Source organism: Chlorogloeopsis fritschii PCC 6912, from assembly GCF_000317285.1.
Classification (GTDB): Bacteria; Cyanobacteriota; Cyanobacteriia; order Cyanobacteriales; family Nostocaceae; genus Chlorogloeopsis; species Chlorogloeopsis fritschii.
Genome location: NZ_AJLN01000111.1, coordinates 1 through 22,854, shown reverse-complemented (window position 1 = coordinate 22,854; position 22,854 = coordinate 1). Strand labels below are relative to the sequence as shown.

At 43.0% G+C, this 22,854-nt stretch carries 19 protein-coding genes; 9 read left to right on the top strand and 10 right to left on the bottom strand.

Translation table 11 applies throughout. From position 1 onward, the window contains the following. Positions 1 to 324: 324 nt before the first annotated feature. Entirely contained in the window at positions 325 to 507 is a 183-nt protein-coding gene (locus UYC_RS38065) for a hypothetical protein (protein WP_127011282.1), read from the bottom strand. Here UYC_RS38065 and UYC_RS0123570 point away from each other — a divergent pair. The 3 genes from UYC_RS0123570 to UYC_RS0123555 all read left to right on the top strand — a co-directional run bounded on the left by UYC_RS0123570 (position 491) and on the right by UYC_RS0123555 (position 3,984). Beyond that, a complete protein-coding gene (locus UYC_RS0123570) occupies positions 491 to 1,831 on the top strand; it encodes a histidine phosphatase family protein (protein WP_016874842.1) in 1,341 nt (446 codons plus the stop codon). The genes UYC_RS38065 and UYC_RS0123570 overlap by 17 nt on opposite strands. A 10-nt stretch (positions 1,832 to 1,841) precedes the next feature. Next, positions 1,842 to 3,155: a dihydroorotase gene (locus UYC_RS0123565; protein ID WP_016879690.1), complete on the top strand. Its 1,314-nt coding sequence runs from the start codon at positions 1,842 to 1,844 to the stop codon at positions 3,153 to 3,155. A gap of 265 nt (positions 3,156 to 3,420) precedes the next feature. Continuing rightward, positions 3,421 to 3,984: a hypothetical protein gene (locus UYC_RS0123555; protein WP_016874843.1), complete on the top strand. Its 564-nt coding sequence runs from the start codon at positions 3,421 to 3,423 to the stop codon at positions 3,982 to 3,984. 474 nt (positions 3,985 to 4,458) lie between these two features. On the opposite strand, the gene UYC_RS0123550 is transcribed toward UYC_RS0123555, so the two are convergent. Continuing rightward, positions 4,459 to 5,727 (bottom strand): hypothetical protein, encoded by a 1,269-nt coding sequence (locus UYC_RS0123550; protein ID WP_026087473.1) that lies wholly within the window; start codon positions 5,725 to 5,727, stop codon positions 4,459 to 4,461. Between the two features lie 234 nt (positions 5,728 to 5,961). Between UYC_RS0123550 and UYC_RS0123545 the strand changes: the two genes are divergently transcribed. After that, a complete protein-coding gene (locus UYC_RS0123545) occupies positions 5,962 to 6,597 on the top strand; it encodes a hypothetical protein (RefSeq protein WP_016874845.1) in 636 nt (211 codons plus the stop codon). An 8-nt stretch (positions 6,598 to 6,605) separates the two neighbouring features. Here the strand turns inward: UYC_RS0123545 and UYC_RS0123540 are convergent, their stop codons facing one another. Further along, complete coding sequence (locus tag UYC_RS0123540; protein WP_016874846.1) at positions 6,606 to 8,159, bottom strand: phytoene desaturase family protein; 1,554 nt, start codon at positions 8,157 to 8,159, stop codon at positions 6,606 to 6,608. Between the two features lie 96 nt (positions 8,160 to 8,255). Between UYC_RS0123540 and UYC_RS0123535 the strand changes: the two genes are divergently transcribed. Both UYC_RS0123535 and UYC_RS0123530 read left to right on the top strand, forming a co-directional pair. Then, complete coding sequence (locus UYC_RS0123535; RefSeq protein ID WP_016874847.1) at positions 8,256 to 9,038, top strand: ABC transporter ATP-binding protein; 783 nt, start codon at positions 8,256 to 8,258, stop codon at positions 9,036 to 9,038. 94 nt (positions 9,039 to 9,132) lie between these two features. Continuing rightward, on the top strand, positions 9,133 to 10,539 hold the full coding sequence (locus UYC_RS0123530) for an MlaD family protein (protein ID WP_016874848.1): 1,407 nt from the start codon (positions 9,133 to 9,135) through the stop codon (positions 10,537 to 10,539). Between the two features lie 73 nt (positions 10,540 to 10,612). Here UYC_RS0123530 and rpiA read toward each other — a convergent pair whose 3' ends face one another. The 3 genes from rpiA to UYC_RS0123515 form a co-directional block, all read right to left on the bottom strand. Continuing rightward, positions 10,613 to 11,323 carry a ribose-5-phosphate isomerase RpiA gene (gene rpiA / locus UYC_RS0123525; protein ID WP_016874849.1) on the bottom strand — a complete coding sequence of 237 codons (711 nt, stop codon included), beginning with the start codon at positions 11,321 to 11,323 and terminating at the stop codon, positions 10,613 to 10,615. A 96-nt stretch (positions 11,324 to 11,419) separates the two neighbouring features. Next, a complete protein-coding gene (locus UYC_RS0123520) occupies positions 11,420 to 12,283 on the bottom strand; it encodes a fructosamine kinase family protein (protein WP_016874850.1) in 864 nt (287 codons plus the stop codon). Between the two features lie 83 nt (positions 12,284 to 12,366). After that, entirely contained in the window at positions 12,367 to 13,653 is a 1,287-nt protein-coding gene (locus UYC_RS0123515; protein WP_016874851.1) for a M16 family metallopeptidase, read from the bottom strand. Between the two features lie 254 nt (positions 13,654 to 13,907). On the opposite strand from UYC_RS0123515, the gene crtD reads away from it, so the two are divergent. Beyond that, positions 13,908 to 15,431 carry a C-3',4' desaturase CrtD gene (crtD, locus tag UYC_RS0123510; protein WP_016874852.1) on the top strand — a complete coding sequence of 508 codons (1,524 nt, stop codon included), beginning with the start codon at positions 13,908 to 13,910 and terminating at the stop codon, positions 15,429 to 15,431. Between the two features lie 78 nt (positions 15,432 to 15,509). Here the strand turns inward: crtD and UYC_RS0123505 are convergent, their stop codons facing one another. From UYC_RS0123505 to hslO, 3 genes are all read right to left on the bottom strand, one after another. Beyond that, positions 15,510 to 16,181 carry a LabA-like NYN domain-containing protein gene (locus tag UYC_RS0123505; protein WP_016874853.1) on the bottom strand — a complete coding sequence of 224 codons (672 nt, stop codon included), beginning with the start codon at positions 16,179 to 16,181 and terminating at the stop codon, positions 15,510 to 15,512. 475 nt (positions 16,182 to 16,656) lie between these two features. Beyond that, complete coding sequence (locus tag UYC_RS0123500; RefSeq protein WP_016874854.1) at positions 16,657 to 18,717, bottom strand: hypothetical protein; 2,061 nt, start codon at positions 18,715 to 18,717, stop codon at positions 16,657 to 16,659. Positions 18,718 to 18,872: 155 nt separating this feature from the next. Beyond that, entirely contained in the window at positions 18,873 to 19,778 is a 906-nt protein-coding gene (gene hslO / locus UYC_RS0123495; protein ID WP_016874855.1) for an Hsp33 family molecular chaperone HslO, read from the bottom strand. Positions 19,779 to 19,964: 186 nt separating this feature from the next. On the opposite strand from hslO, the gene UYC_RS0123490 reads away from it, so the two are divergent. Then, positions 19,965 to 20,357 carry a hypothetical protein gene (locus UYC_RS0123490; RefSeq protein WP_016874856.1) on the top strand — a complete coding sequence of 131 codons (393 nt, stop codon included), beginning with the start codon at positions 19,965 to 19,967 and terminating at the stop codon, positions 20,355 to 20,357. Positions 20,358 to 20,447: 90 nt separating this feature from the next. On the opposite strand, the gene UYC_RS0123485 is transcribed toward UYC_RS0123490, so the two are convergent. Continuing rightward, the gene (locus UYC_RS0123485; RefSeq protein ID WP_016874857.1) at positions 20,448 to 21,665 is read right to left on the bottom strand and encodes an HhoA/HhoB/HtrA family serine endopeptidase; all 1,218 of its coding nucleotides are present in this window, start codon (positions 21,663 to 21,665) and stop codon (positions 20,448 to 20,450) included. Positions 21,666 to 22,047: 382 nt separating this feature from the next. Between UYC_RS0123485 and UYC_RS0123480 the strand changes: the two genes are divergently transcribed. Then, a complete protein-coding gene (locus UYC_RS0123480) occupies positions 22,048 to 22,449 on the top strand; it encodes a metal-sensing transcriptional repressor (protein ID WP_016874858.1) in 402 nt (133 codons plus the stop codon). Positions 22,450 to 22,854 lie beyond the last annotated feature (405 nt).

Here is a 22,854-nt window from a genome sequence, read left to right as displayed (position 1 = left end):
GGTTAGGGAAAGAGGAGGTATCATAGGGGATATCATCGCCCACGTTGTTTCCATCCCCGTTAGGGGAAAAGGTTAGGGAAAGAGTTACCTTCTGGAAACCTTATATAGCAAGTTTTTCAAACCCCCATTTCGACACCACTTTTTTATTTAACTAAAAAATATTAAGAAGTGGCGCGTTTTGCCGACTGAAACCAGGACTGTGCAAGCAATCGACACCAGTCAACGAAGTTATGAGGTTTTCAAGGTTCTGGCGAGTGGTGTCGATTTAGTTTCGACACAGTTAAGTAAAACAGTAAAATCTAGTACTAAAACCTGTCAAGTTCTTTATAAATAAGTTAATAGTTGTGGGTTGTGGCGTAGATGAGGGGAAATGGATGAAATGGCATTTGGCGATCGCGCTTTAGTTTCCATCACAGCCAATTTAAATAATCCAACTATTCCGTAAACACTTTGCAGTAGAATTAGTGCTTTAGAGAGAGGAGGGCAAAAAGTGACTCGCGTAATCATTGTGCGCCATGCTCAAAGCACCTATAACACCGAAAAGCGCATCCAAGGGCGCACTGATACGTCCACATTAACTGAAAAAGGTCGTAACGATGCCGAATTAATAGGCAAAGCCCTCGGTAATATTTCATTTCATGCTATTTACAGCAGCCCCCTACAGCGAGCGAAAGAGACAGCAAATATTATTCATAGCTCGCTAGAAAGTAATATTGTTCCTCAAACGAGCGATCGCCTCTTGGAAATAGACTTACCTGCTTGGGAGGGAATGCTTTCGGCTGAAGTCAAGCAAAAGTTTCCTGAAGATTATCGCATCTGGCACGAACAACCCCATCAACTCCAGATGCTTGTCAAAGATGCCCAAGGCAGCAGAGAACATTTTCCTGTCTTAGCTTTGTACGAACAAGCACGGCAATTTTGGCAAGAAATTTTACCTCGTCATCAGGGTGAAACAATATTAGTTGTCGGACATAACGGTATTAATAGAGCTTTAATTAGTACAGCACTCGGCATTTCCCCATCTCGGTATCATTCGATTCAGCAATCTAACTGTGGCATTAGCGTGCTAAATTTCTCTGGGGGATTGGGAGACTCGGTGCAGCTAGAGTCAATGAATCAGACGCAACACTTGGGAGAGACTTTGCCCTCTTTACGCCCAAAACATCAGGGAGTACGTTTGTTGCTGGTGCGTCATGGAGAAACTGAATGGAATCGTCAAGGCAGATTTCAAGGACAAATTGATGTTCCTCTCAACGATAATGGCAGACTGCAAGCACAAAAAGCAGGGGAATTTCTTAAAGATATAGCATTGGATTTTGCCGTCACCAGCCCGATGCAACGTCCTAAGGAAACAGCACAAATAATCCTAAAGCACCATCCTGATGTAAATTTAGAATTGCAGGATGGTTTGAGGGAAATCAGCCACGGGCTTTGGGAAGGAAAATTTGAAACAGAAATCGATCAAGAATTTCCAGGAGAGTTACATCGTTGGCGAACTGTACCAGCAGAAGTACAAATGCCAGATGGAGAAAACTTACAACAAGTTTGGGAACGCAGTGCAATAGCTTGGCAGTTAGTTGTGCAAGCAGCCTTGACAAAGGGACTCCAAACTGGGATAGTAGTTGCTCACGATGCTACTAACAAAAGCTTGCTTTGTCAGATTCTAGGTTTATCAGCAGAAAACTTTTGGAACTTCCGCCAAGGTAATGGTGCAGTCAGCGTGATTGACTATCCATCAGGATTGAGTGGTTTACCAGTGTTGCAAGCAATGAATATTACCGCTCACTTAGGTGGAGGAGTGTTAGATAAAACTGCAGCCGGAGCGTTATAAAATTTATGCTATGACGAGCATTCTGCTACAACAAGTACGGGTAATCGATCCCGTTTCTGGAACTGATCAAATTGCCGATGTGCTTTTGAGCAACGGTTATATTCAGTTAGTTGCCAGTAATATTTCTGATATCCCTAGTAACATTCACATCCAAGATTGTCGTGGATTGGTTCTGGGAACGGGATTGGTAGATTTGTACAGCCACTCCGGAGAACCGGGATTTGAAGAACGGGAAACCCTCTCATCTCTCTTGCAAGCTGCCGCTGCTGGAGGATTTACAAGAATCAGCATCTTACCCGATACCTCCCCACCCATCGATAATCCTGCTGTAGTAGCACAGCTGTTACAAAAGACACGTAGGCAAGAGGATACGGGAAAAAGATTCTCCCCCCTCTCCCCCCTCTCCCCCCTCTCCCCCTCCTCTCTTCCCCATCTCAACATCTGGGGCGCAATTACCCAAGAAGTTGCTGGGAAGCAAATGACAGAATTGGCAGAATTAGCAGCGGCGGGAGTTGTTGGTTTTGCCGATCGCCAGCCATTGGAAAATTTGGTGCTGGTGCGGCGGGTGTTGGAATATCTCCAGCCATTAGCTAAACCAATCGCACTTTGGTGTTGCGATCGCCAACTCATGGGTAATGGAGTGATGCGGGAAGGAGTAGACTCGATTCGCTTTGGTTTACCTGGAAATCCTGCCGCCTCGGAAACAAGTGCGATCGCTGCTTTAATCGAGTTAGTAGCCGCTATGGGTACGCCAGTACATATCATGCGCGTTTCAACTGCCCGCAGTGTCGAACTGATTGCAGCAGCCAAAGCTCAAAATTTGCCGATCACAGCCAGCACTACCTGGATGCACCTTTTACTTGATACGCAAGCTGTGAAAAGTTACAATTCCAGCCTGCGTTTGGAACCGCCTTTAGGAACTCCCGCAGATTTGCAAGCGTTGCGGCAGGCAGTACGCACGGGAATTATAGATGCGATCGCAATCGATCACACGCCCTACACTTACGAAGAAAAAACCGTTGCTTTTGCCGAAGCACCACCTGGAGCCATTGGCTTTGAGTTAGCATTGCCCTTATTGTGGCAATCTCTAGTAGAAACCGGGGAATTTACAGCTTTAGAATTGTGGCGGGCATTGAGTAGTCGCCCGGCAGAATGTTTAAAACAAACTCCGAGTGCGATCGCGCCAGAGCAAAAGGCAGAATTAACTTTATTCGATCCCAAGCAAAGCTGGAAAGTGGAAAGGAAAAGTCTTCGTACACTCTCTGATAATACGCCTTGGTTGGGGCAACAGTTGCAAGGAAAGGTTGTGCAGATTTGGTGTTAATCGTTGGGGTAATTGAGACTAACGCTCACCAGAGATATTTTTATTTATACGTAGAATAATTTTGTCTTGAAAAGTTTTGTAAAGAATTAAGAAATTTCCATATTGACATTTGAATGAATACCAAGAGCTTACAAGTTAGTAATAGTGATTGTGATAGCTATTGCTGATTTTAACTGATTGCTTTTGTCTGTTTTTGCAACAGTTAAAAAATAGTTCATGTTCTCAATGTCTGGGAACTTTAGTCTTTACTAAATAAGGTGAATTTATGCTTCTTTCAACCTTTGAGCTTCTCGTCAAGCCTCAATTGCCACCTGGTTTGCCAAATGTACCACCTGAATTTGAAAACCTCAGTCGTACAGTTATTCAAGGTTACTTTTTAACCCTTGCTAATACCATAAATTCTGATGTACTAGTTTCTCTTGTATTTACGGCAGTTACACCAGAATTAGATCTTGACAAAACTATAACTTTTTTAGACACAGGAGGAGACAATATCATAGGTGATCTAAGTCCCTTCAATCCTAACAAAAAAAGATTTACCATACCCATAAACGCGAATGATACAGTCTTGTTCATCTTGCAGCCTGATATTATCAGGAATAATGGAGAACTAATAAACGAAAAAAACTTTGAGGTGCGTGGCTATGTAGAAATATTTGTATCAGCACTTTCAAACCTTCCAGAGGTTACACTTCTAGTGACTCCTGAACACCGAGGAACATTTTTCAAGGATTTAACAGCTAATCCTCCTCAGCTAGATCAAATTGCTTATAGTCTTCCGACAGCAACAGGAAGCTCTCTTTTTAAGCTAGAAAGTAGCCCACTTTAGGTTTATAGAAAATTAGAACTCAGCGTGGGTATTTAAGATTTTAGTCCATTGCCATACTTATTTACATCTTAACTTGGACAATCCACCGGAAATTGCCGTTCTCTAGGAATACACAAATATTAGTGGCAAAGATAGTATTAACTATCTCTATTTACTACACCACATTTGTGAGTCTTGAGGTGACAACGCAAATAAGATGACAAAAGTATCCAGAAGGCTTTACTGTTTCTGGCTTAACAAACCCACTTTTCTAAAAACATGATTTGAATTGAACGATAAAGAGTTGTTAGATTTTTTATTTAAAACATAGTTAATTAGGAGATTTATTATGGTTTTAATACCAGAATTTCATTCTATTTCGGATAGTTACGTTGCTATTCACCCCAATCCAAAAGGGATTATTCAATTTATTGGTAGCTTTGTCTTTGGCTCTTTCCCAATTCATTGTTAAGTTAATAAGAAAGCAATGGGATTTCACTTACGGATGCCTTCATGATCAATTGCACTGTAAATATCATTTGGGGCAAGCCCTAACCAAGGATCGGAACTAGGAGTTAAAAACAACTCAGCGTAAACTTTCTCATTCAGCGCATCTAGATTATTTGCTTGGTTACCCTGCACAAACCATTGATGAATTTGCCTGTGCAGCATATATTCATTTCTGACTGTATCAAGAGCCATAGCAGCTTCAAAATTGCGAATCAGTCTGGTGAAATTCTCTTCCGGGTTTTTGGTAGACTGATTTTTTTTAGCGCGGATTAAAGCAATACTGTTTCCATCAAGCTTGGCATCAGCAGAATGCAATTGGGCAATTCTATTCCAAGTCGCTTGATCGGTAATTTCTGAGGGAGTGTTTTGATTTCCTGCATTCCCAGGCTGGATTGTGTTCAGCATAGGACTTTCCACTCTCATCTTCGCTACTGCTAAAGAACCTGCTACTGTAGCGTTGGGAGTTTCACTGGAATTATTAGGAGATTCTACCATTCGTGGTGGAGATTGAATACCTAGCCGAGATAAATCTGCTGTCCATTGGGTTTGAATAACATTGAGGCGATCGCGGTGATACTGGCGTAAAAAAGCCTCTTGCTCCGAGCTGCTACGTTTGCTAAATTCCTTCGCAGCTACTTGTACTTGCTGTAGCTGACTTAAAAAAGCTTTGGGGCTGTATAATCCGGGAATAGCATCAATCGGACGTCCGGAACTATCGAGAATATAGTGAATGCTATTACCTGTAATTGTCCGTTCTAATTTACGTCCATCGCCAAAATCAATTGTTACTTTCGGTACAGGACGCACTGATTGCCAATGTAGGATAAAATCTTCTCTTAGTTTCTTAGAAATTTCAGCATTTGGATAAAGTGCTACCCTAAAAAACCGACTATTGGCGCAACTAAGATCTGTATTTAAGTTACCCAGCAACCGTAAAGATAGAATTGGTTTACCACTAGCTTTGGCAACAGATTTTGCTTGCTCTAAGTTGGTGTACCAGTACAGCCTAGAAGCGTAACAGTCTCGCTGCTGACAAAGCTTGTCTAAAGCTGCCCGAATTTGTGAAGAGTTTAATTCATTAACGTGAGATTTGAGAAATACTTCTAACCCGCTTTGCCCCTGTTGGCGTAGTTTAGCAACTTCTTGAGACAGTTTAGATGTTTTTGAGATAGGATTTTGAGAATAAGCTGGTTGTGAAATACTGATGCCAATTAGCATCAATGTAAATGAAATTTTTAAAGTAGTGAATTTCATATTTACAAGCAAAATAAGCACATTAGTTTGGTTAAACTAATTAGAACTATTATCTGCTAATTTAGTTCCCAGTATAGTCCTTGTAAATGGGCTACTTAAATTTTTGCGTAAACCTAGCAAAACTTAATATTGCGTTTGTTGCTTTGCCATCTTAAAAACAGATTATTACACTGTCAATATAGAGCAATAATCTGTGCAGCATATACGCTAGACTATCCCATTCAGCAAAAACAAATGACCATTCTTAACAACCGCAATTTATCCCTAGAAGATGTGCAGCGCCTTTTTGGCTTCCAAGAACAGTATATTGAGTCATTTTCACCTCTGTTATCTTTAGAACCTCTCACAGAGTTAGAACAACAAGAACTTCTGCAAATTAGAGATGACTTTCGCCGCTACCTCACATCTGGTAAAGTTTCTGAAGGTCAGGTAAAGTTCCTTGTAATTGCTCCTCTATTAAGATTGGCAGGGTTTTATCATTATCCAATCGAAATTACTTTGGAAGAAGATATTATTGATATAGAAATTGAAGATGAAGATAAAATAATTAAAGGAAGAATAGACATTTTAGCTGTTAACAAAGTTAAAAAAACAACAGCTAATGCTTATTTTTGGATATTATTGATTGAATCTAAAAATAGTAGTATTTCTCCATCCGAGGGATTGCCCCAATTGCTGACATATGCATCTCGCAGCTTACAGAATCAATTATCTGTTTGGGGATTGGTAACAAACGGACAGTATTATCAATTTGTTCATCTTCAACAAGGTAATCCTCCAATTTATCAACTCATGCCATTACTAAATCTCATGGAACCTCGACGTGGAATGGAGTTACTACAAGCCCTGAAAGCAATTTGTCAGTTATGAGAGAACAATTAGCAAAGTAGCTGTGTTGTTTGCTGGGGATGTACCAACGTATTCGCACACAAAATACCAGATGCTGCCACTGCTGGCACACCAATTCCCGGCATGGTGCTGTCACCAACACGATATAATCCTTGAATGGGTGTATGCGGCCCTGGAAACATTCCTTTACCCGCTGCGATCGCAGGGCCATAGCTTCCCTGATATCTCCGCAAATAATATGCATGGGTAAGTGGTGTACCGATCAGTTCTAAAACTATGCGCTGTCTGAGATCGGGAATAATTTTTTCTAGGGCGCGATATAAAGTTTCTGCTTTCTGTTGTTTCTTTTGTTCGTATTCCTCATTTCGTTCCCATCCAGCATAGTGTTCCAGGGTGTAGGCGTGAACTACATGATGCCCTTTGGGAGCAAGTGTTGCATCCCAAACACTGGGAATTGAGATCATGCAAGTATTCCCTGGTGTGGTGATATCCTCGCTGCTGTCGTGAACTACTACATGATGTCCTGTCAAATTCTCCAACCCATCGGCACGAATACCTAAGTGTAAATGCATAAAACTATCGACTGCTGGTGTAGCTAAAGCCGCTTGCCGATAAGACGCAGGTAATTCTTCGGGATGCAAAAGTTTTGTGTAAGTATCCCAAATACTGGCATTAGAAATTACTATAGGCGCTTTGAGAATTGAAGACGCGGAGATATCATTCCCCGTGTCTCCACCTCCCCGTGTCCCCTTGTCTTTCTTTCCCAACCGCACACCTACAACTTTCCCAGCCCCCACCAGAATTTGCTCAATGTGACATCCCAAGAGCAACTTCCCACCCCAGCGTTCCAATCCCCGCACCAAGGCATTGACAATTGCCCCACTCCCGCCTATTGGATACTCAACACCAGCACGGGAACGTTCTCCCAACATAAAAGCTACCTCTGGAGCAATAGTACCGTGTGCCTTTAAACCAGAAAGTAGGAAGCATTCTAAATCAATCAGCCGCCTCACCCAAGAATCTTGCACTGTAGCATTCATCACATCACCTACAGAAGCTCGGACAAGGGATAAATGGGGTAGCATTTTCCACAAAGATGGCAAGTAATGCCTGAGTAAGACAGGAAACATCTGCCAATCTGCTCTCAGTGCTAGACTAGGTATACCTTTCATGGCTTCGTACAAAGGCAAGAGGCGATGGGTAAACTGTTCTAGTTCTGTTGCTCCTTTCAGGGTGATTTTTGCTACCTCTTGACGATAAAGCTCGGTATTGCTGTAAACTGCAAAAGTACCTTCTGGAAAATGATAATGTCCCAACGGATCGTAGCGTATAGCTTCTAACGATTCACCTAAAACATCTAAAACTTGTTTGAGGGGATTTAAACTCTGGGCGTCTGTTAAATCACAATAGAATGAGGGGCCAGAATCAAATTCAAATCCCCTTCGTCTAAAGTTATGAGCAGCACCACCAGGAATTGTATGGCTTTCACACACAATTACGCGTTTGCCATAACGAGCAAGTAACCCAGCAGCACATAATCCACCAATACCGCTACCAATAACGATGACATCACTATCTTGCATTTTTGTTGTTTGTTAGTAGTTAGTAGTTAGTAGTTAGTAGTTGGTTGTTTACCACTATCCACTAACCACTATCCACTATCCAATATCCATTGACTAATGACCGAACCATTGATTGAATTAAAAGGAATTTCTAAGTCCTTTGGTAATAATAAGGTTTTAGATGATATTGATTTGACGATTTACCAAGGTGAAGCATTGGGGATAATAGGGCCTAGCGGCACTGGTAAATCGACAATTTTGCGTGTGATCGCAGGGTTAATAGCTCCTGATGCGGGAGAAATTTACATACAAGGAATCCGGCGAGAGGGTTTGATTGAGGATGGTGCTGATCCGCTTGGCATTGGGATGGTATTTCAGCAAGCGGCGTTATTTGATTCACTGACTGTGGAGGAGAATGTTGGTTTTTTATTGTATCAATCCTCAAAACTGCCAAGAGCGCGCATTCACGAATTAGTTGAAGAAAAATTGGAGATGGTGGGTTTGCCAGGGATAGGCGATCGCTATCCTGCGGAACTTTCTGGAGGTATGCGCAAACGAGTCAGTTTCGCCCGCGCGATTATGTCTAATCCCGAACACCCCGAAGAAGGGCCAGAAGTTGTACTCTATGATGAGCCAACAGCTGGACTCGATCCGATCGCCTCAACAGTGATAGAAGATTTAATTAGGCAGTTACAATCTACGCAAGGAGCCTGTGGTAGCTACGCAATTGTCACTCACCAAGACAGTACCATTCGCCGAACGGCAGACAGAATTATCCTTCTTTATCAAGGTAAAGTGCAGTGGCAAGGTACAGTCAGTGAAATAGATAGCACAGACAATGCTTTGATTAGACAGTTTATGAGTGGAAGGGTATCAGGGCCAATTCAAGTAGTAGGTTAAGACAATGTAGGATTTTGGATTGCTGAGGGCTAAATGTTAAGAGCTAAGTTCATTGCAATTAGCCATTAGCAATTAACAACAGGGAGGAGAAAAAATGCGATCGCGAACATTGAGAGAAGGTTCTGTAGGGCTATTGATACTAGTGGGGCTAGGCGTGTTTGGAGCGATTATCTTATGGTTAAATCGATTTAATGCTGCTAGAAGTTCGTACAAAGCCTTTGTTGAATTTGCCAATGCTGGTGGGATGCAAAAGGGGGCCGCAGTTCGCTATCGTGGCGTTAAAGTCGGTAATATTTCTGCCATCCGACCGGGGCCAAATAATGTAGAAGTAGAAATAGAAATTGCCGATCCTAATCTCATTATCCCCCGTGATGTCACAGTAGAAGCAAATCAATCTGGTTTAATTAGCGAAAGTATCATTGACATTACACCCAGATCGCCATTAACAGCCACAGAAGTTGCTGCCAAACCACTAGACAAAAATTGCGATCCTAGCTTAATTGTTTGTAATGGCTCACGGTTAAAAGGTCAGGTGGGTATTAGTCTTGATGAACTAATTCGCACTACTAATCGCTTGGCTGTTCTTTATACTCAGCCAAATTTCTATGGTAATGCCAATGAAGCATTAAAAAATACTTCTGTTGCTGCAGCCGAAGTAGCTCAACTCAGTCGTGATATCTCCAATTTGAGCAAATCTACGCAAAGACAGCTAAATAGTTTTTCAAATGCTGCAAATGCGGTATCAGATGCAGCAGATACAATTAGTGTATCCACTAGTAAAACTGTCGATCAATTTGGTACCACAGCCAAGGAAATTAGTGCAACTGCAAATCAAGCTAATCGGTTACTCAATAACCTTAATACCCTAGTGTCAACAAATCGTTCGTCGTTAGTGACGGCGTTAAACAACATTACTGAAACCAGTAACCAACTGCGGACAACACTCGGTAGTCTATCACCTACCGTAAATCGGTTGACGCAAGGAGAGTTAGTGCAAAACTTAGAAAATCTCTCAGCAAATGCAGCCCAAGCCTCAGCTAATTTGCGTGATGCCACCCAAGCACTAAACACTCCTAGTAATCTTTTGGTACTGCAACAAACTTTGGATTCGGCACGAGTAACCTTTGAAAACACCCAAAAAATCACCTCTGATTTGGATGATATAACTGGCGATCCAGCGTTGCGGGAAAAAATCAAGCAATTAATTAATGGTTTGAGTGGTTTGGTGTCTTCTACCCAGCAAATGCAACAGCAAGTGCAGGTTGCAACTACTTTAGATGCGATTCAAACTGACGTTAAAAATCCAAATCTAAAACTGACAACACGAGAAGAAAATCAACAACAGTTGATGTTTCAGGTTTCGCCTCCGGTTTTGACAAGTGCTAACAAACAACTTCAACCTAATGTTAATTTTGAATCTCTTAACTCATCTCAACAAAAGCTATTGCAGCAATTGCGAGAGTTTGAAAAGCAGCGGCAGCAGGGGGAACTTGAGAATTGAAAAAACAAAGAATGCGATCGCACTCTCATATTCTTGAATGTTGCGATCGCATATCCCATTTGTCTCTACAGATTTAAATTTTCCGTACTACAGGCTGATTGTCTTTGACTTCGCCAATTAAAACCACGTCAGCACAATTGACAAAGATACCATTTTCCAAAACACCTGGAATGTTATTCAGTGTTTTTTCTAGATTTTCAGGGTTATCAATTGCATCAAATTTTACGTCTACTACCATATTACCTTGGTCGGTAATTACTGGGCCGGCTTTTTTTACTCCCATACGGAGTTCTGGTTTACCACCCAGCTTTTCAATTGCTTGCATCACGGGCGTGACTGCCATCGGAATTACTTCCACTGGCACCGGAAAAACTGAACCCAGGCGATCAACTAATTTGCCAGCATCAACAACGACAATGAATTGGTTGGCTAGATAATCTACTACTTTTTCACGAGTATGTGCCGCACCGCCACCTTTAATCAAATTTTTGTGCGGATCTACCTCATCAGCACCATCAATGGCAATATCAATGTGGTCAATAGCGTCTAAAGTGGTTAACGGAATGCCGTATTGCTTTGCCAAAACTTCTGCTTGAAAAGAGGTAGGGACACCAACTATATCTTTGAGTTCACCAGATTTAAGGCGTTCTCCGATAAACTGAATGGCATATGCTGTAGTTGATCCCGTACCTAAACCGACAATCGAACCAGATTTGACTAAAGCTGCGGCAGCTTTGCCTACTTCTTGCTTCATCAATTTCACGGGATCTGTTGCTGCGGTCATTCCCAAAACTCCTGAAAAACTGACTATAGTCAATAGTAGGGGAGAGTGGGAGAGTGAAAAAGTTAAAAATTAAAAGTCAAGGTTTAGGAGCGAAATTTAGCGTAAAATTCTGGCGATCGCACTATTAGCTTGAGACTCATAGCCGCCACCAAACAAATTAAAATGATTGACGATGTGATACAAGTTATACAAAGTCTTTCGTTCTTCATATCCCTCATCTAGGGGAAATATCTCGTTGTACCCCCGATAAAACGCTGCTGGGAAACCACCGAAAAGTTCTGTCATCGCAATATCGACTTCTCTATCTCCAAAGTAAGTCGCTGGATCGAAAATAACGGGTTCTCCTTGCACAGTAAACCCAGCATTCCCACCCCACAAATCACCGTGTACCAAAGCAGGCTGCGGGTTATGTCCTTCTAATAGTTCAGGAATAGCTACCAGTAATTCTTCTGCTTGAGCAAAACGCCCGCCCCGCCGTCTTGCCAACTGAAATTGATAACCCAAGCGATGTTTGGCATAAAATTCTGCCCAATCTGATGTCCAAGTGTTGATTTGGGGTGTAGAACCGATAGTGTTGTTTATTTCCCACCCAAAACCTTTCTGACTGCTGGCTTTATGCATTGCAGCTAAGTTGCGCCCCATCTCTTCCCATGACTTGGTATTACCCGAACCAATCTCCAACCATTCCAATACTAAATAGCAAGAATTTCCTGCTGTTCCCCAACAAATTGGCTTGGGAACGCGAATGGTATTAGTATCAAACATTTGCTGTAAACCCAATGCCTCTGCTTCAAACATGGCAGCTTGGGATGCTTGGTTAAGCTTGACAAAGTAAGTACGCTTACCATCAAAGACAGCATATCCTTGGTTGATGCATCCACCACCAACGCTGCGTCGCTGTGATGAACAAAATTTTTCGCCGGTTACTTGGCTAATATGGGCATCAATTTCAGTCCACATCTTTTAGGGTACAGGGGATAGGGGACAGGGAATAGTTAACATTATTTAATATTGATAACTGATAACTGATGGCTGATAACTGTTTACTGATGTGGTTTGAGAACTACTACACCGTAAGCGTCGGCAGAAAGGTACTTTTGGGCTGCTGCCATCAAGTCAGTGGCATCCTGTGCCTGAATGTGATTCGGGTAATCAAAGGCTGGTTCCAAATCTCCTATCAGTGTTTGATAGTAGCCATACAACCCGCCCCGATCGCTTGGTGTTTCGTTACCAAAAATAAACCGATTTGCGACTCGCTGGCGCACTTTGGCTATTTCTGACTCTGGGATAAGCTCTGTTTGCAGCCTCCTGATATTTTGGGCGATCGCCTCTTCTACAACAGTTAAATTTTCTACCGGACAATGGACAGAAATATAAAATGTCCCTTGGAGTTTATGAGTGATGTTGCTCGCAGAGATATGGGAAACTAGTCCCCGTTCTTCCCGCAAATCCCTGACAAGCCTAGATGTCCGCCCATGTCCTAAAATAGCTGTCAAAACATCTAAGGCATAAGTTTCATCGAGTTGGAGCAACCCTGGAACTCGCCAAAGCATTACCAGTCTTGCTTGTTGGAGACTTTCATCAATAAACTCATGGCGGACGATTTCTGTAAATTTAGGTTCGGGAGCGATCGCTAAATTTTGCTTGTTGATTATTGTTTTTTGATGGCGATCGGTTTGTGTAAATCCCTCGGCAACAATTTCAATTAATTTTTCTACTGGCAAATTGCCCACAGCTACAGCTGTAATTGACTGAGATTGATACCAGCTACTATGAAAATCCCGCATTTGCTGGGCTTGGAGTTGGGAAATTACTTTTTCTGTACCTAATACCGGACGTCGATAGGGTAGCTCTTCAAATGCTAATTCCATTGCCCTTTTGTATGTCCGGCGACGGGGATTATCTTCAGAACGCCTAATTTCTTCTAAAATGACAAATCGCTCTCTTTCAAAAGCGTCATCAGCAATACTAGCATTAAGTACCACATCTATTTGGAGTGGGGCAAGCTCGGCAAAATCCTTAGGAGCAGTGGTAATGTAGTAATGGGTATAATCCTGGCTCGTCGCGGCATTGGTTACAGCACCCCGCTCCTCAATTCGACGTTCAAATTCGCCCATTGCTAGCCGCTCAGTGCCCTTAAAAATCATATGCTCTAGAAAGTGAGCCATGCCGTTAATTGCATCTGCTTCTATGGCTGAACCAACGTTAACCCACAAGCTGAGATTAACTGCTTCCACCGACATCTGTTCAGCTACGATTGTCAAACCATTTGGCAGCTGGTGCAGTGTTGGTGCATTCAGGCGAGGGAATTTTAGCAGGGTTGAGGTCATGGGTTATTGGGAAGAACGCTAATACTCTATATCTTACATAGGACTTTATCAAACAGAAGCCAGGAGCCAGAAGCCAGAAGTCGGAATAAATTCTGAATTCTGGATTCTTCATCAATGAGGATTTAAAGATATCACTTCACTCTAGGGAATCTACTGAGCCTTGCCTGTGTTGTAAATACGTCTTTGTCACAGGCGATCGCAACAATCAGATAAAATTATGAATATAAATATTAAGAAATATAAAGAAATTTTCCATGACCAGTCATCGTGTTGGCAACAACAAATTCCGTGCGATCGTTATCGGTGCTGGAATCGGCGGACTCACAGCTGGAGCGTTATTGGCGCAAAGAGGATATAGTGTTCTGATTTTGGATCAAGCCTTGGTACCGGGAGGCTGTGCTTCTACTTTTAAGCGCAAAGGCTTTACTTTTGATGTAGGGGCTACTCAAGTAGCAGGATTGGAGTCAGGAGGAATTCACCATCAGATTTTCTCAGAATTAGGAATTGAACTACCCCAAGCCACGCCTTGCGATCCTGCTTGTGCTGTTTATTTACCTGGAGAAAAAACACCTGTTAATGTTTGGCGCGATCCCCAAAAATGGCAACAAGAGCGGCAAAGACAGTTTCCTGGTAGCGAGCCTTTTTGGCAGTTAATAGCAGCATTATTTAAAGCGAGTTGGGAATTTCAAGGACGCAACCCAGTTTTACCACCCCGCAACTTTTGGGATTTATCACAACTAATTCAGGCGGTACGTCCAGGTACATTAATTACCGTGCCTTATACCTTATTTACAGTTGGGGATGCTTTGCGTGCCTATGGATTAGAAAATGATAGACGTTTGCGCACATTTTTGGATTTGCAATTGAAGCTATATTCTCAGGTGAATGCCGAGGAAACAGCTTTACTTTACGCGGCTACGGCATTGAGTGTATCGCAAGAACCGCAAGGATTATTTCATCTCCAAGGTAGTATGCAGGTATTAAGCGATCGCCTAGTAGAAGCTCTAGAAAGAGATGGCGGAAAGTTGTTAATGCGCCATAGTGTAGAAAAGATTGTAGTCAAGCATGGCAAGGCAACTGCTGTAGTCATTCGCGATCGCAAAACCGGGGAAGTGTGGACAGAACCAGCAGATTGCATAGTTGCTAATGTTACCGTCCAAAATTTAGTGCAACTGCTAGGCGAGCGATCGCCCCGTGGATACCAAAAACGGGTGCAAAAATTACCACCAGCATCAGGTGCTTTTGTAGTGTATTTAGGTGTAGATGAAAGTGCGATTCCGCTTGAATGTCCGCCCCACCTTCAGTTTATGTATGATGGGAATGGCCCCCTTGGTGAGAACAATTCTTTGTTTGTATCCGTTAGTCGTCCAGGGGATGGTCGTGCGCCCACAGGAAAAAGCACAATTATTGCATCCTCCTTTGTAGATCCACAAACTTGGTGGCACACAGAAGATTATCAAGGTTTAAAGAAAAAGTATACAGAAGATGCGATCGCTCGCCTTGCTCAATTTTTCTACTTGAAACCGGAAACCATTATTCATGTAGAATCAGCCACACCCCGCACTTTTGCCCGTTTTACAGCCCGCGAGCAAGGCATAGTCGGTGGTATTGGTCAAAGAATACCCACATTTGGGCCTTTTGGTTTTGCCAATCGTACACCCATCAAGCATTTGTGGTTGGTTGGTGACTCAACCCATCCCGGTGAAGGTACCGCTGGCGTTAGTTACTCTGCACTGACAGTAGTCAAGCAAATAGAAGCAGAATTTAAAAAAAGTTAGTGTGCGATCGCCCTCTACCAACTGATAGGAGCGCCTCTGTTCCCTGTTCCCCGTTCCCTGTTTCCTATTTCCAACAGGCTACATAAAACTAACTTGAGAATGGGAATGAGAAACCTTTTGAATTTCCTCTTTAATACTATCGATGTCAATAAAGCAGTCAGCCACATTAATCAAGCTTTCACTGGTCATTGAGCGCAAACTGACAACTTCTACTCTCACTCCTTTGTAGGAGACAGCATTAACCGCATAAGCAAGATCTCCGTCTCCACTAACTAGGACTACAGTATCGCAGTAGGGAGCTAAAGTCATCATATCTACAGCAAGTTCTACTTCCAAATTGGCTTTTTTGGAACCATCAGGAAACTGCACTACATCTTTGGTGACTACACGATAACCATTGCGACGCATCCATAACAAAAAACCCTGTTGTTTTTCATTAGCGCGATCCACTCCAGTGTAGAAAAAAGCGCGCAAAAGTTTGCCACCTTTGGCTAGATGGCAAAGTAATTTTGAGTAATCAATTTCAATGCCCAGTTGCAAAGCTGCATAAAATAAGTTGGAACCATCAATCAAAACAACGACTCTACCACGATTTGAGACATTGCAAATCGAATTCTCATCAGAAATATCTGGCATTTCGATATTGTCATCTTGAAAACTCGTCTCGATCAAATTTGGTTCTTGATACAGCGGTTGCTGTTTCCATCCTTGATTTTGATTGTTTTTTTTGTTAAAATTAGCAATAGTCATTATTACCTCTAAATCTAAATTCAAGAAATTTATTAAGACAAATTGGAAATGAAAGACTGTTATCGTTAGCGCAGAAGCACATTCAGCTTTCTTACAGTTTGTCAGAATTTTGTTTGAGTGTGAACTTACTCTATATTGAGTGTCACATTACAACTACTTGGCCAAAGATGATAGCTCATATTTTATATAAAGAACAATCTATGCAAGATGAGAATATCAGCAGGAGACATTCTCAGCAGCTTGATGTAGCAATTAAATCCCCTTTATAACATATGCAACGTAAATGCAAACAAATATTCTAAACTTTACAGCACTGCTGTTTATACATAAGAGATATATTTTGCCTCTATTCCATAAAAATTAATTCTAGTTCATCATTAACTTGACTGTGGGGGTAAGTAACACAGATTTAGCGTCCCAAACTTTGAAATATCAACAGGTTAGGAGATATCAAAGATATTAGAAAAATTGAGTGCTACTGCCCTTCAATCGTCAACGGTGTTGGTAGCTGTGTTGATGGCGGTGGTGGTTGAAACTGTGGTTGAGGCTCAGGGTTAAGAAGCTCGCGCCAAGTCCGGATTTGCTCTTGTGCTTCGCTATAAGCAGCGGTTCCACGAGGAATCAGTTTAGCTGTTTCAATTGCCTTCAAAATATCAGACTGGCTTTGAGAACGTGATATTTGCAATATTTGTTGACCCCATTGGTCGATGGCTATATTGACATCGCTCCGTAAAATACTATTCACAGGCACTCGGTTCGCCAATCTAATCGCCTCTGCTAGAGCTTCTGGACTAGCAGACAGTGCTGCTGCCCGTGCTTTTCTCCAATTCTCTGTCGCGTCAATTTGTCCTTGCCAATCATCAATCGCTGCTTGTGCTTCGCCAGAAAGTGCCCTGCCTGGTGGAATTTGTCGAGCAACGGTAATTGCACCGCTCAGGTTACCAACGCTAGCCAAATTCCGCGCTTGATCTAAGATAGGTTGATCTTGAATGCGCTGAATCTTTGCCGTCCAATTGGCAATTTTTCTTCTCGCTTCTCGATACAACGCACGTCCGCGAGTAATCTGACTTGCTTCGGCGATCGCGGCTTGCAAAGAGTTGACATCTTCCAACAAAGCTATCTGTTCGGCACGCTCTAAAAATGGTCTATCTTCAATTGTCTGAATCTGGGCAGTCCAGCTATTAATTTCTTGTTTTGCTTCTTGAGCACGAGGATTAGTATCGGGAATCTGTTGTGCTTCAGTAATCGCTGCTGCCAATTCGGGAATCGAGCCTTGAAGAGCCAGCGATCGCGCTCTATCTAGCCTGGCGACATCTTCAATTTCTAGCTGCCAGAAGGCAATCAACTGCTGTGCTTTTTCATAACTTGGTCGTGATGGATCGATTTGGCTGGCTTGGGCAATTGCTGTCTCTAAGCCAGCTACATTACCTACCCAGGCGTTTCTTTGCGCCTCAGCCAGAGCAATAAAGTCTTCAGTTTCCAACTCCAATCCCGTAATCGGAGGAATTTGTTGGGCTATAGAAATGGCTTCGTCGGCATTGCGCTGGTCTAATTTTTGCTGCGCCAATTCCAACATTTGGCGTCCAAAGTTGGGAATTGCTTCTTGAGCCTTCTGATAAACGTAACTGCTTTTATCTATCGACTCTACCAGCTTGATGGCTTTGATTAAATTGTCAATTTTGCCGCTTTGTGCCAGTCCCTCGGCTTTTGCCAATTTCTCGCCATCTTCCCTAGCTACAGTAATCAAACGATTCAATTCGTCATATTTAAGACTCGCCCAGTATCTATTATCTACTCGCAGTAATCTCGCAGCAGTCATAAATGCGTCGTGCCATTTCTGATCACGCATTTTGGCTTCTGCTTCGTTGTAAATATTTTCTGCATCTGCCCAAATTGATTGCCAGTTGGAAATTTCTTCTTCTACCAGCTTGAATGCAGGCACATCTTCGGGAATTTGACGGACTGTGGTGATCGCTTCCTCTAACTTCCCGGCGTGGAAACTTTCTGAAGCTAACTTGACAATATCTCGCGACCATTCCTCTATGAAACGGTCTATTTCTGGACGCAGTGGATGGCTTCTTGGCAATTGCTTGACTAAGGCGATCGCTTGAAGCAAATCTTTTACCGTCTGCTTAGAAGCTGCTAGTTGGGCACAGTGCAATCGTACCGAGGCACTAGCAAGAGGCCAGAAAATCGATGGGCAGTTGGGCGCTGCTGGCAACTTTAACAGCATCGCCATTGCCATAAATCCTATAGTTCCAGGAATAATTGTCAACAACAATACCCACACCACCCAACTTTTTACCCAGCGTGGCAGTTTTTTGGAACTACGACCGCCGGGGGGTAAAGTTGGTTGGGTATGAAGATCGTCTTGTTGTGATGTTGGTTCAGAATTACTGTGTTTTGACCGCTTTGCAGACTTGGGTGTAGAACCATTAGTTGGCACACCTTGTTGTGATTGGGATAATCTTGTCATCGGATCTGGCTGCATATTTCCGTTTTGCGACCAACTTTCTGGAATATCCCGCTCTGTCATTTTTCACACCGAGGTAATTTAACAGCGATCAGCTTTAAATTTCAACTTTTGTTGTTGTCATGGTAACCCTCCTACCAGGAAAAAGCTACCTCTTGCACTAACCTATCTCCATAGATATCATTACTATCTTGCAAATTAGGTATGTATTTATACTGCTAATTGGTAACAGAAGATTCCGCTTGTAAATCGACAATTAGTTGAGCTAAATGAGCGCTACTTGCCTGGTAAACTGTGCCGCAGAAATCGCAAGTTGCTTCAGCACCATCATCTTTAACGATCATATCTTGTAATTCTGTTTCTCCCAGCAATTTCAGTGCTCCTAAGACACGGTCAAAAGAACAACCGCAGTGGAAGCGCAACATTTGAATTTCGGGAAATATTGTCAGTCCCATATCTCCTAATAAATCTTGAAATATTTCTGTTAAAGATTTGCCAGCCTGCAACAAAGGTGTGAAACCAGATAAGGCGGCAACTCGTGATTCCAAAGTTTCTATTAAAGCTTCATCTCTAGCTGCTTTGGGCAACACTTGTACTAGTAAGCCACCAGCAGCCGTTACTCCATTTGCACCCACAAATACACCTAAAACCACTGCTGAAGGGGTTTGTTCTGAAGCACCCAGATAATGAGCTACATCATCACCGATTTCACCAGAGACTAATTCTACTGTACTGGAGTATGGGTAACCATAACCAACATCCCGCACCACATAAAGATAGCCCTCACCGACTGCACCACCAACATCTAGCTTACCTTTAGCATTAGGAGGCAGCTCCACACCTGGGTTTTCGACAAAACCTCTGACCGTGCCATCCAAGCCGGCATCCACTAATATACCACCCAAAGGGCCATCACCTTTAACTCGGACATTGACCCTAGAACCGGTTCGCTTCATGTTGGACGCCATTAACAAACCTGCTGCCATCGTTCGTCCTAATGCAGCTGTAGCCACATAGGAAAGCTTGTGGCGTTGCCGTGCTTCTTCGGTTAAGCGAGTAGTGATAGCACCAACCGCACGAATTCCACCATCGGCTGCTGTGGCGCGAATTAATTGATCCGCCATGAAAAACCTTACATTTCTTTACAACTTTACTTTTTCTATTTTAAGTTCACAGCTTGATTAAAAGTGACCAAATTAGACAAGGATATCCGTACATTGAGAGCGTAAATTACCCTAAGGTATCGAAACACAGAAGTTCTTCTTTGTAAGATCGAGAAAAATCCTCTACGTTTGCACACGATTTATCTAATGCTGGGTACTTTTCAAAAAAGCTTATTGCGGATAGAAATCGAAGCCTCCGAAACTGAACTTCGTAACAGCCTGCTACGTCCCGCACAACTAGAAAAATGGCTCCTTTCTGGTCGTTTTTCTCCCGGAATGCCAGAAGAGTTATATTCAGGATTTCAATTTACTACCCGAACCGGGCCGATCGCGATTCATCATCAGGTAGATGTGGCAAAACCCAACTGCCTGCGTTTGATTTTAAGTCAGGGAATTGATGGCTTTCACGAGTGGTATTGGGGAGAAGGTTGGTTACAGTCGCGTTTAGAAGGAGTATCACTTTTGCCACTAGCTGTCGGGCAAACTATGAATTTGCTAAGTTTACGTCAGTTTTTATCAAGCAAGAAAGCAGAAGCATAATTGACCATAGATATTCCAAACCCACCCGTAAAATAGTAGGGGCAGGCACAAGGCCTGCCCCTAGTACCCCAAAATTAGGATGAAATCAAATTACAAAGAAGCGTTTTGCAATTCAGCCGTGCGTACTGAGATCTGTTGTGTTTGGTTACCGCGTTGTATTTTCACCTGCAACACCTGACCAACACGAGAATCTTCCACAATATTTTGCAGTTGTTCGGCAGTGGTGATTGATTGCCCTTCAACTTGAACAATTACGTCCCCACGACGAATACCTGCATTGGCAGCTGGGGAATTTGGTAAAACTCGTACCACCAAAACCCCGTTAACTTCTGGAACCTGGATTGGGGAGTTGGGATCGCTATTGTTTTGTTTAGCGAGTTGGGGTGTCAAAGTTAGCATTTGTACGCCCAAGTAAGGATGGGCAACTTTGCCACCACGTTCCAGTTGGGCTGTGATTTGTTTGGCTTTGTCAATGGGAATGGCAAATCCAATCCCCATTGCGTCGGCACGAATAGCTGTGTTAATACCAATTACTTCACCCCGCTCATTTAATAACGGGCCACCAGAGTTACCAGGATTGATCGCAGCGTCGGTTTGAATAAAATCCAAGCGTTTGTCAGGGATACCAACTTGAGCGCTGGAACGTCTGAGGGTACTGACAATCCCTAAGGTTACGGTGTTATCAAATCCTAAAGGGTTACCCACAGCGATCGCCCAATCTCCAACTTGAACGTTAGACGAGGCACCCAAAGGAGCAACCGGCAAATCACCAGCATTAATCTTAATTAATGCCAAGTCGGTAACTTCATCAACACCTTGAACTTTACCTTCAAAAGAGCGACCATCTTTGAGGCGTACTGTCACCTTATCAGCTTTATCAACCACATGAGCATTGGTCAAAACCAAGCCGCTCTTGTCGATAATAAAACCAGAACCAAGACCACGTAATTGTTCCGGAGGCAGTTGTCCCTGGAAGCCTTCACCAAAAAACCGTCGGAAAAATGGATCGTCAAAGAATGGATCGGGGATGCGACGGGTTACTGTACGTTCAGTATCAATTCTCACCACTGCTTTGCCGACACGATTGACAGCTGCCGTCACAAAGCTACTACTACCAATAGCTGCTGCTGCGGGTGATTGCTTCTGGGCAACTAATTGTGGTGTGTCGGTTGTGAGGGGACTCGGTGCCGGTTCAGCTTGGGAGGGCGAAACTCGCAATGTACCAACAGTTAGTACAACTCCTAAAATTACGGCTAAAACGTGAGTAGTAAATTGGCGTATAGATTTGGGTAATTGGGAAAATCGCATAACCACAACCTAATATTTCAGTTTAGAAGTTGCGTAATTGTGCTCGTTGTCTGTAAAAGTTTTTTTACAGGTTTGATGAGAATCTCTGCGTATTGACGCTTTCTGTGATCAGGAAGTTTCGCGATTCCGCCCTATCTTTTACTTTAGACGTAACGCGACGTACCTAATTACTAAATTTATTTAAAAAAGTATATGAGAAGCTATTCTAGACATTCACACTTTCTATGTTCGGATTTCACCCATTACTAGAGTTAACAATAAAACCCAGAAGTATAAATGCAGGAACAAAACTCATATATTTATAACTTCTATTCTAATTCCTTACTCTGTTATGCCCTCTAGGCTAGGATCTAATCTATTACCAGAATTTCTGTAACGACCAATGAACGGATCGAAGCAATTTGCCAAATCATCCTTGCCCAATTGTGAACAAGATGAAGATTTACTCGTTGAGGATAAAGATCGTGTCCATGCAGATCGCACTCACAAACACGGGCAGTTGGCTCATGCTCACGTCCATAGTGAAGAGTCTTTACGACGAATCGTTAATCGGTTGTCGCGTATAGAAGGACACATCCGCGGCATCAAGACAATGGTACAGCAAAACAGCCCGTGTCCTGATGTTCTACTGCAAATTGCTGCTGTGCGGGGTGCGCTAGATCGGGTTGCACGAATTGTTTTAGATGAACATTTGACTGAGTGTATTGGCAGAGCCGCACAAGAGGGTAATATTGATGTCGAAATCGAACAACTCAAAGCTGCTTTGGATAGGTTTTTGCCTTAGGTGATGTTTGCGGTAATTGGGATTTGAGTAGGCAATTTTTGTAGCAATTTTTGTAGGGTGGGCACTGCCCTAGCTTTCCTCAAACCCTTATTTTTGAGATTGTGGACAGTGCCCACCACCACCTTATGGTTATTGAGAATGCTGCAGAATCTTATACTAATTTTGAATTTTAGATTTTGGAGCCAGTGCGTTGCGGAGCCAGCGCGGTGGTGAGGCAGCGCGTTGGGCGGCTACCCTCCGGGAAGCCGCTTCGCGTCTAGTGCCGGCTTGAAGCGACTGCCGAAAGGGTTCCCCGGCATAAAGGAGCCAGTGCGTTGCGGAGCCAGTGCGGTGAAGCAGCCCCCGTCTTGGTGAGTCCACTTGCCGTCTTGGCGGTTCCCGTCACGATGGCAAAGTGGCGAATCC

Excerpts from the sequence above, each read along its gene's own strand:
- UYC_RS38065 (WP_127011282.1), bottom strand. The coding sequence starts at position 507 with ATGATTACGCGAGTCACTTTTTGCCCTCCTCTCTCTAAAGCACTAATT.
- UYC_RS0123565 (WP_016879690.1), top strand. The coding sequence starts at position 1,842 with ATGACGAGCATTCTGCTACAACAAGTACGGGTAATCGATCCCGTTTCT.
- UYC_RS0123555 (WP_016874843.1), top strand. The coding sequence starts at position 3,421 with ATGCTTCTTTCAACCTTTGAGCTTCTCGTCAAGCCTCAATTGCCACCT.
- UYC_RS0123550 (WP_026087473.1), bottom strand. The coding sequence starts at position 5,727 with ATGAAATTCACTACTTTAAAAATTTCATTTACATTGATGCTAATTGGC.
- UYC_RS0123545 (WP_016874845.1), top strand. The coding sequence starts at position 5,962 with ATGACCATTCTTAACAACCGCAATTTATCCCTAGAAGATGTGCAGCGC.
- UYC_RS0123540 (WP_016874846.1), bottom strand. The coding sequence starts at position 8,159 with ATGCAAGATAGTGATGTCATCGTTATTGGTAGCGGTATTGGTGGATTA.
- UYC_RS0123535 (WP_016874847.1), top strand. The coding sequence starts at position 8,256 with ATGACCGAACCATTGATTGAATTAAAAGGAATTTCTAAGTCCTTTGGT.
- UYC_RS0123530 (WP_016874848.1), top strand. The coding sequence starts at position 9,133 with ATGCGATCGCGAACATTGAGAGAAGGTTCTGTAGGGCTATTGATACTA.
- rpiA (WP_016874849.1), bottom strand. The coding sequence starts at position 11,323 with ATGACCGCAGCAACAGATCCCGTGAAATTGATGAAGCAAGAAGTAGGC.
- UYC_RS0123520 (WP_016874850.1), bottom strand. The coding sequence starts at position 12,283 with ATGTGGACTGAAATTGATGCCCATATTAGCCAAGTAACCGGCGAAAAA.
- UYC_RS0123515 (WP_016874851.1), bottom strand. The coding sequence starts at position 13,653 with ATGACCTCAACCCTGCTAAAATTCCCTCGCCTGAATGCACCAACACTG.
- crtD (WP_016874852.1), top strand. The coding sequence starts at position 13,908 with ATGACCAGTCATCGTGTTGGCAACAACAAATTCCGTGCGATCGTTATC.
- UYC_RS0123505 (WP_016874853.1), bottom strand. The coding sequence starts at position 16,181 with ATGACTATTGCTAATTTTAACAAAAAAAACAATCAAAATCAAGGATGG.
- UYC_RS0123500 (WP_016874854.1), bottom strand. The coding sequence starts at position 18,717 with ATGACAGAGCGGGATATTCCAGAAAGTTGGTCGCAAAACGGAAATATG.
- hslO (WP_016874855.1), bottom strand. The coding sequence starts at position 19,778 with ATGGCGGATCAATTAATTCGCGCCACAGCAGCCGATGGTGGAATTCGT.
- UYC_RS0123490 (WP_016874856.1), top strand. The coding sequence starts at position 19,965 with ATGCTGGGTACTTTTCAAAAAAGCTTATTGCGGATAGAAATCGAAGCC.
- UYC_RS0123485 (WP_016874857.1), bottom strand. The coding sequence starts at position 21,665 with ATGCGATTTTCCCAATTACCCAAATCTATACGCCAATTTACTACTCAC.
- UYC_RS0123480 (WP_016874858.1), top strand. The coding sequence starts at position 22,048 with ATGAACGGATCGAAGCAATTTGCCAAATCATCCTTGCCCAATTGTGAA.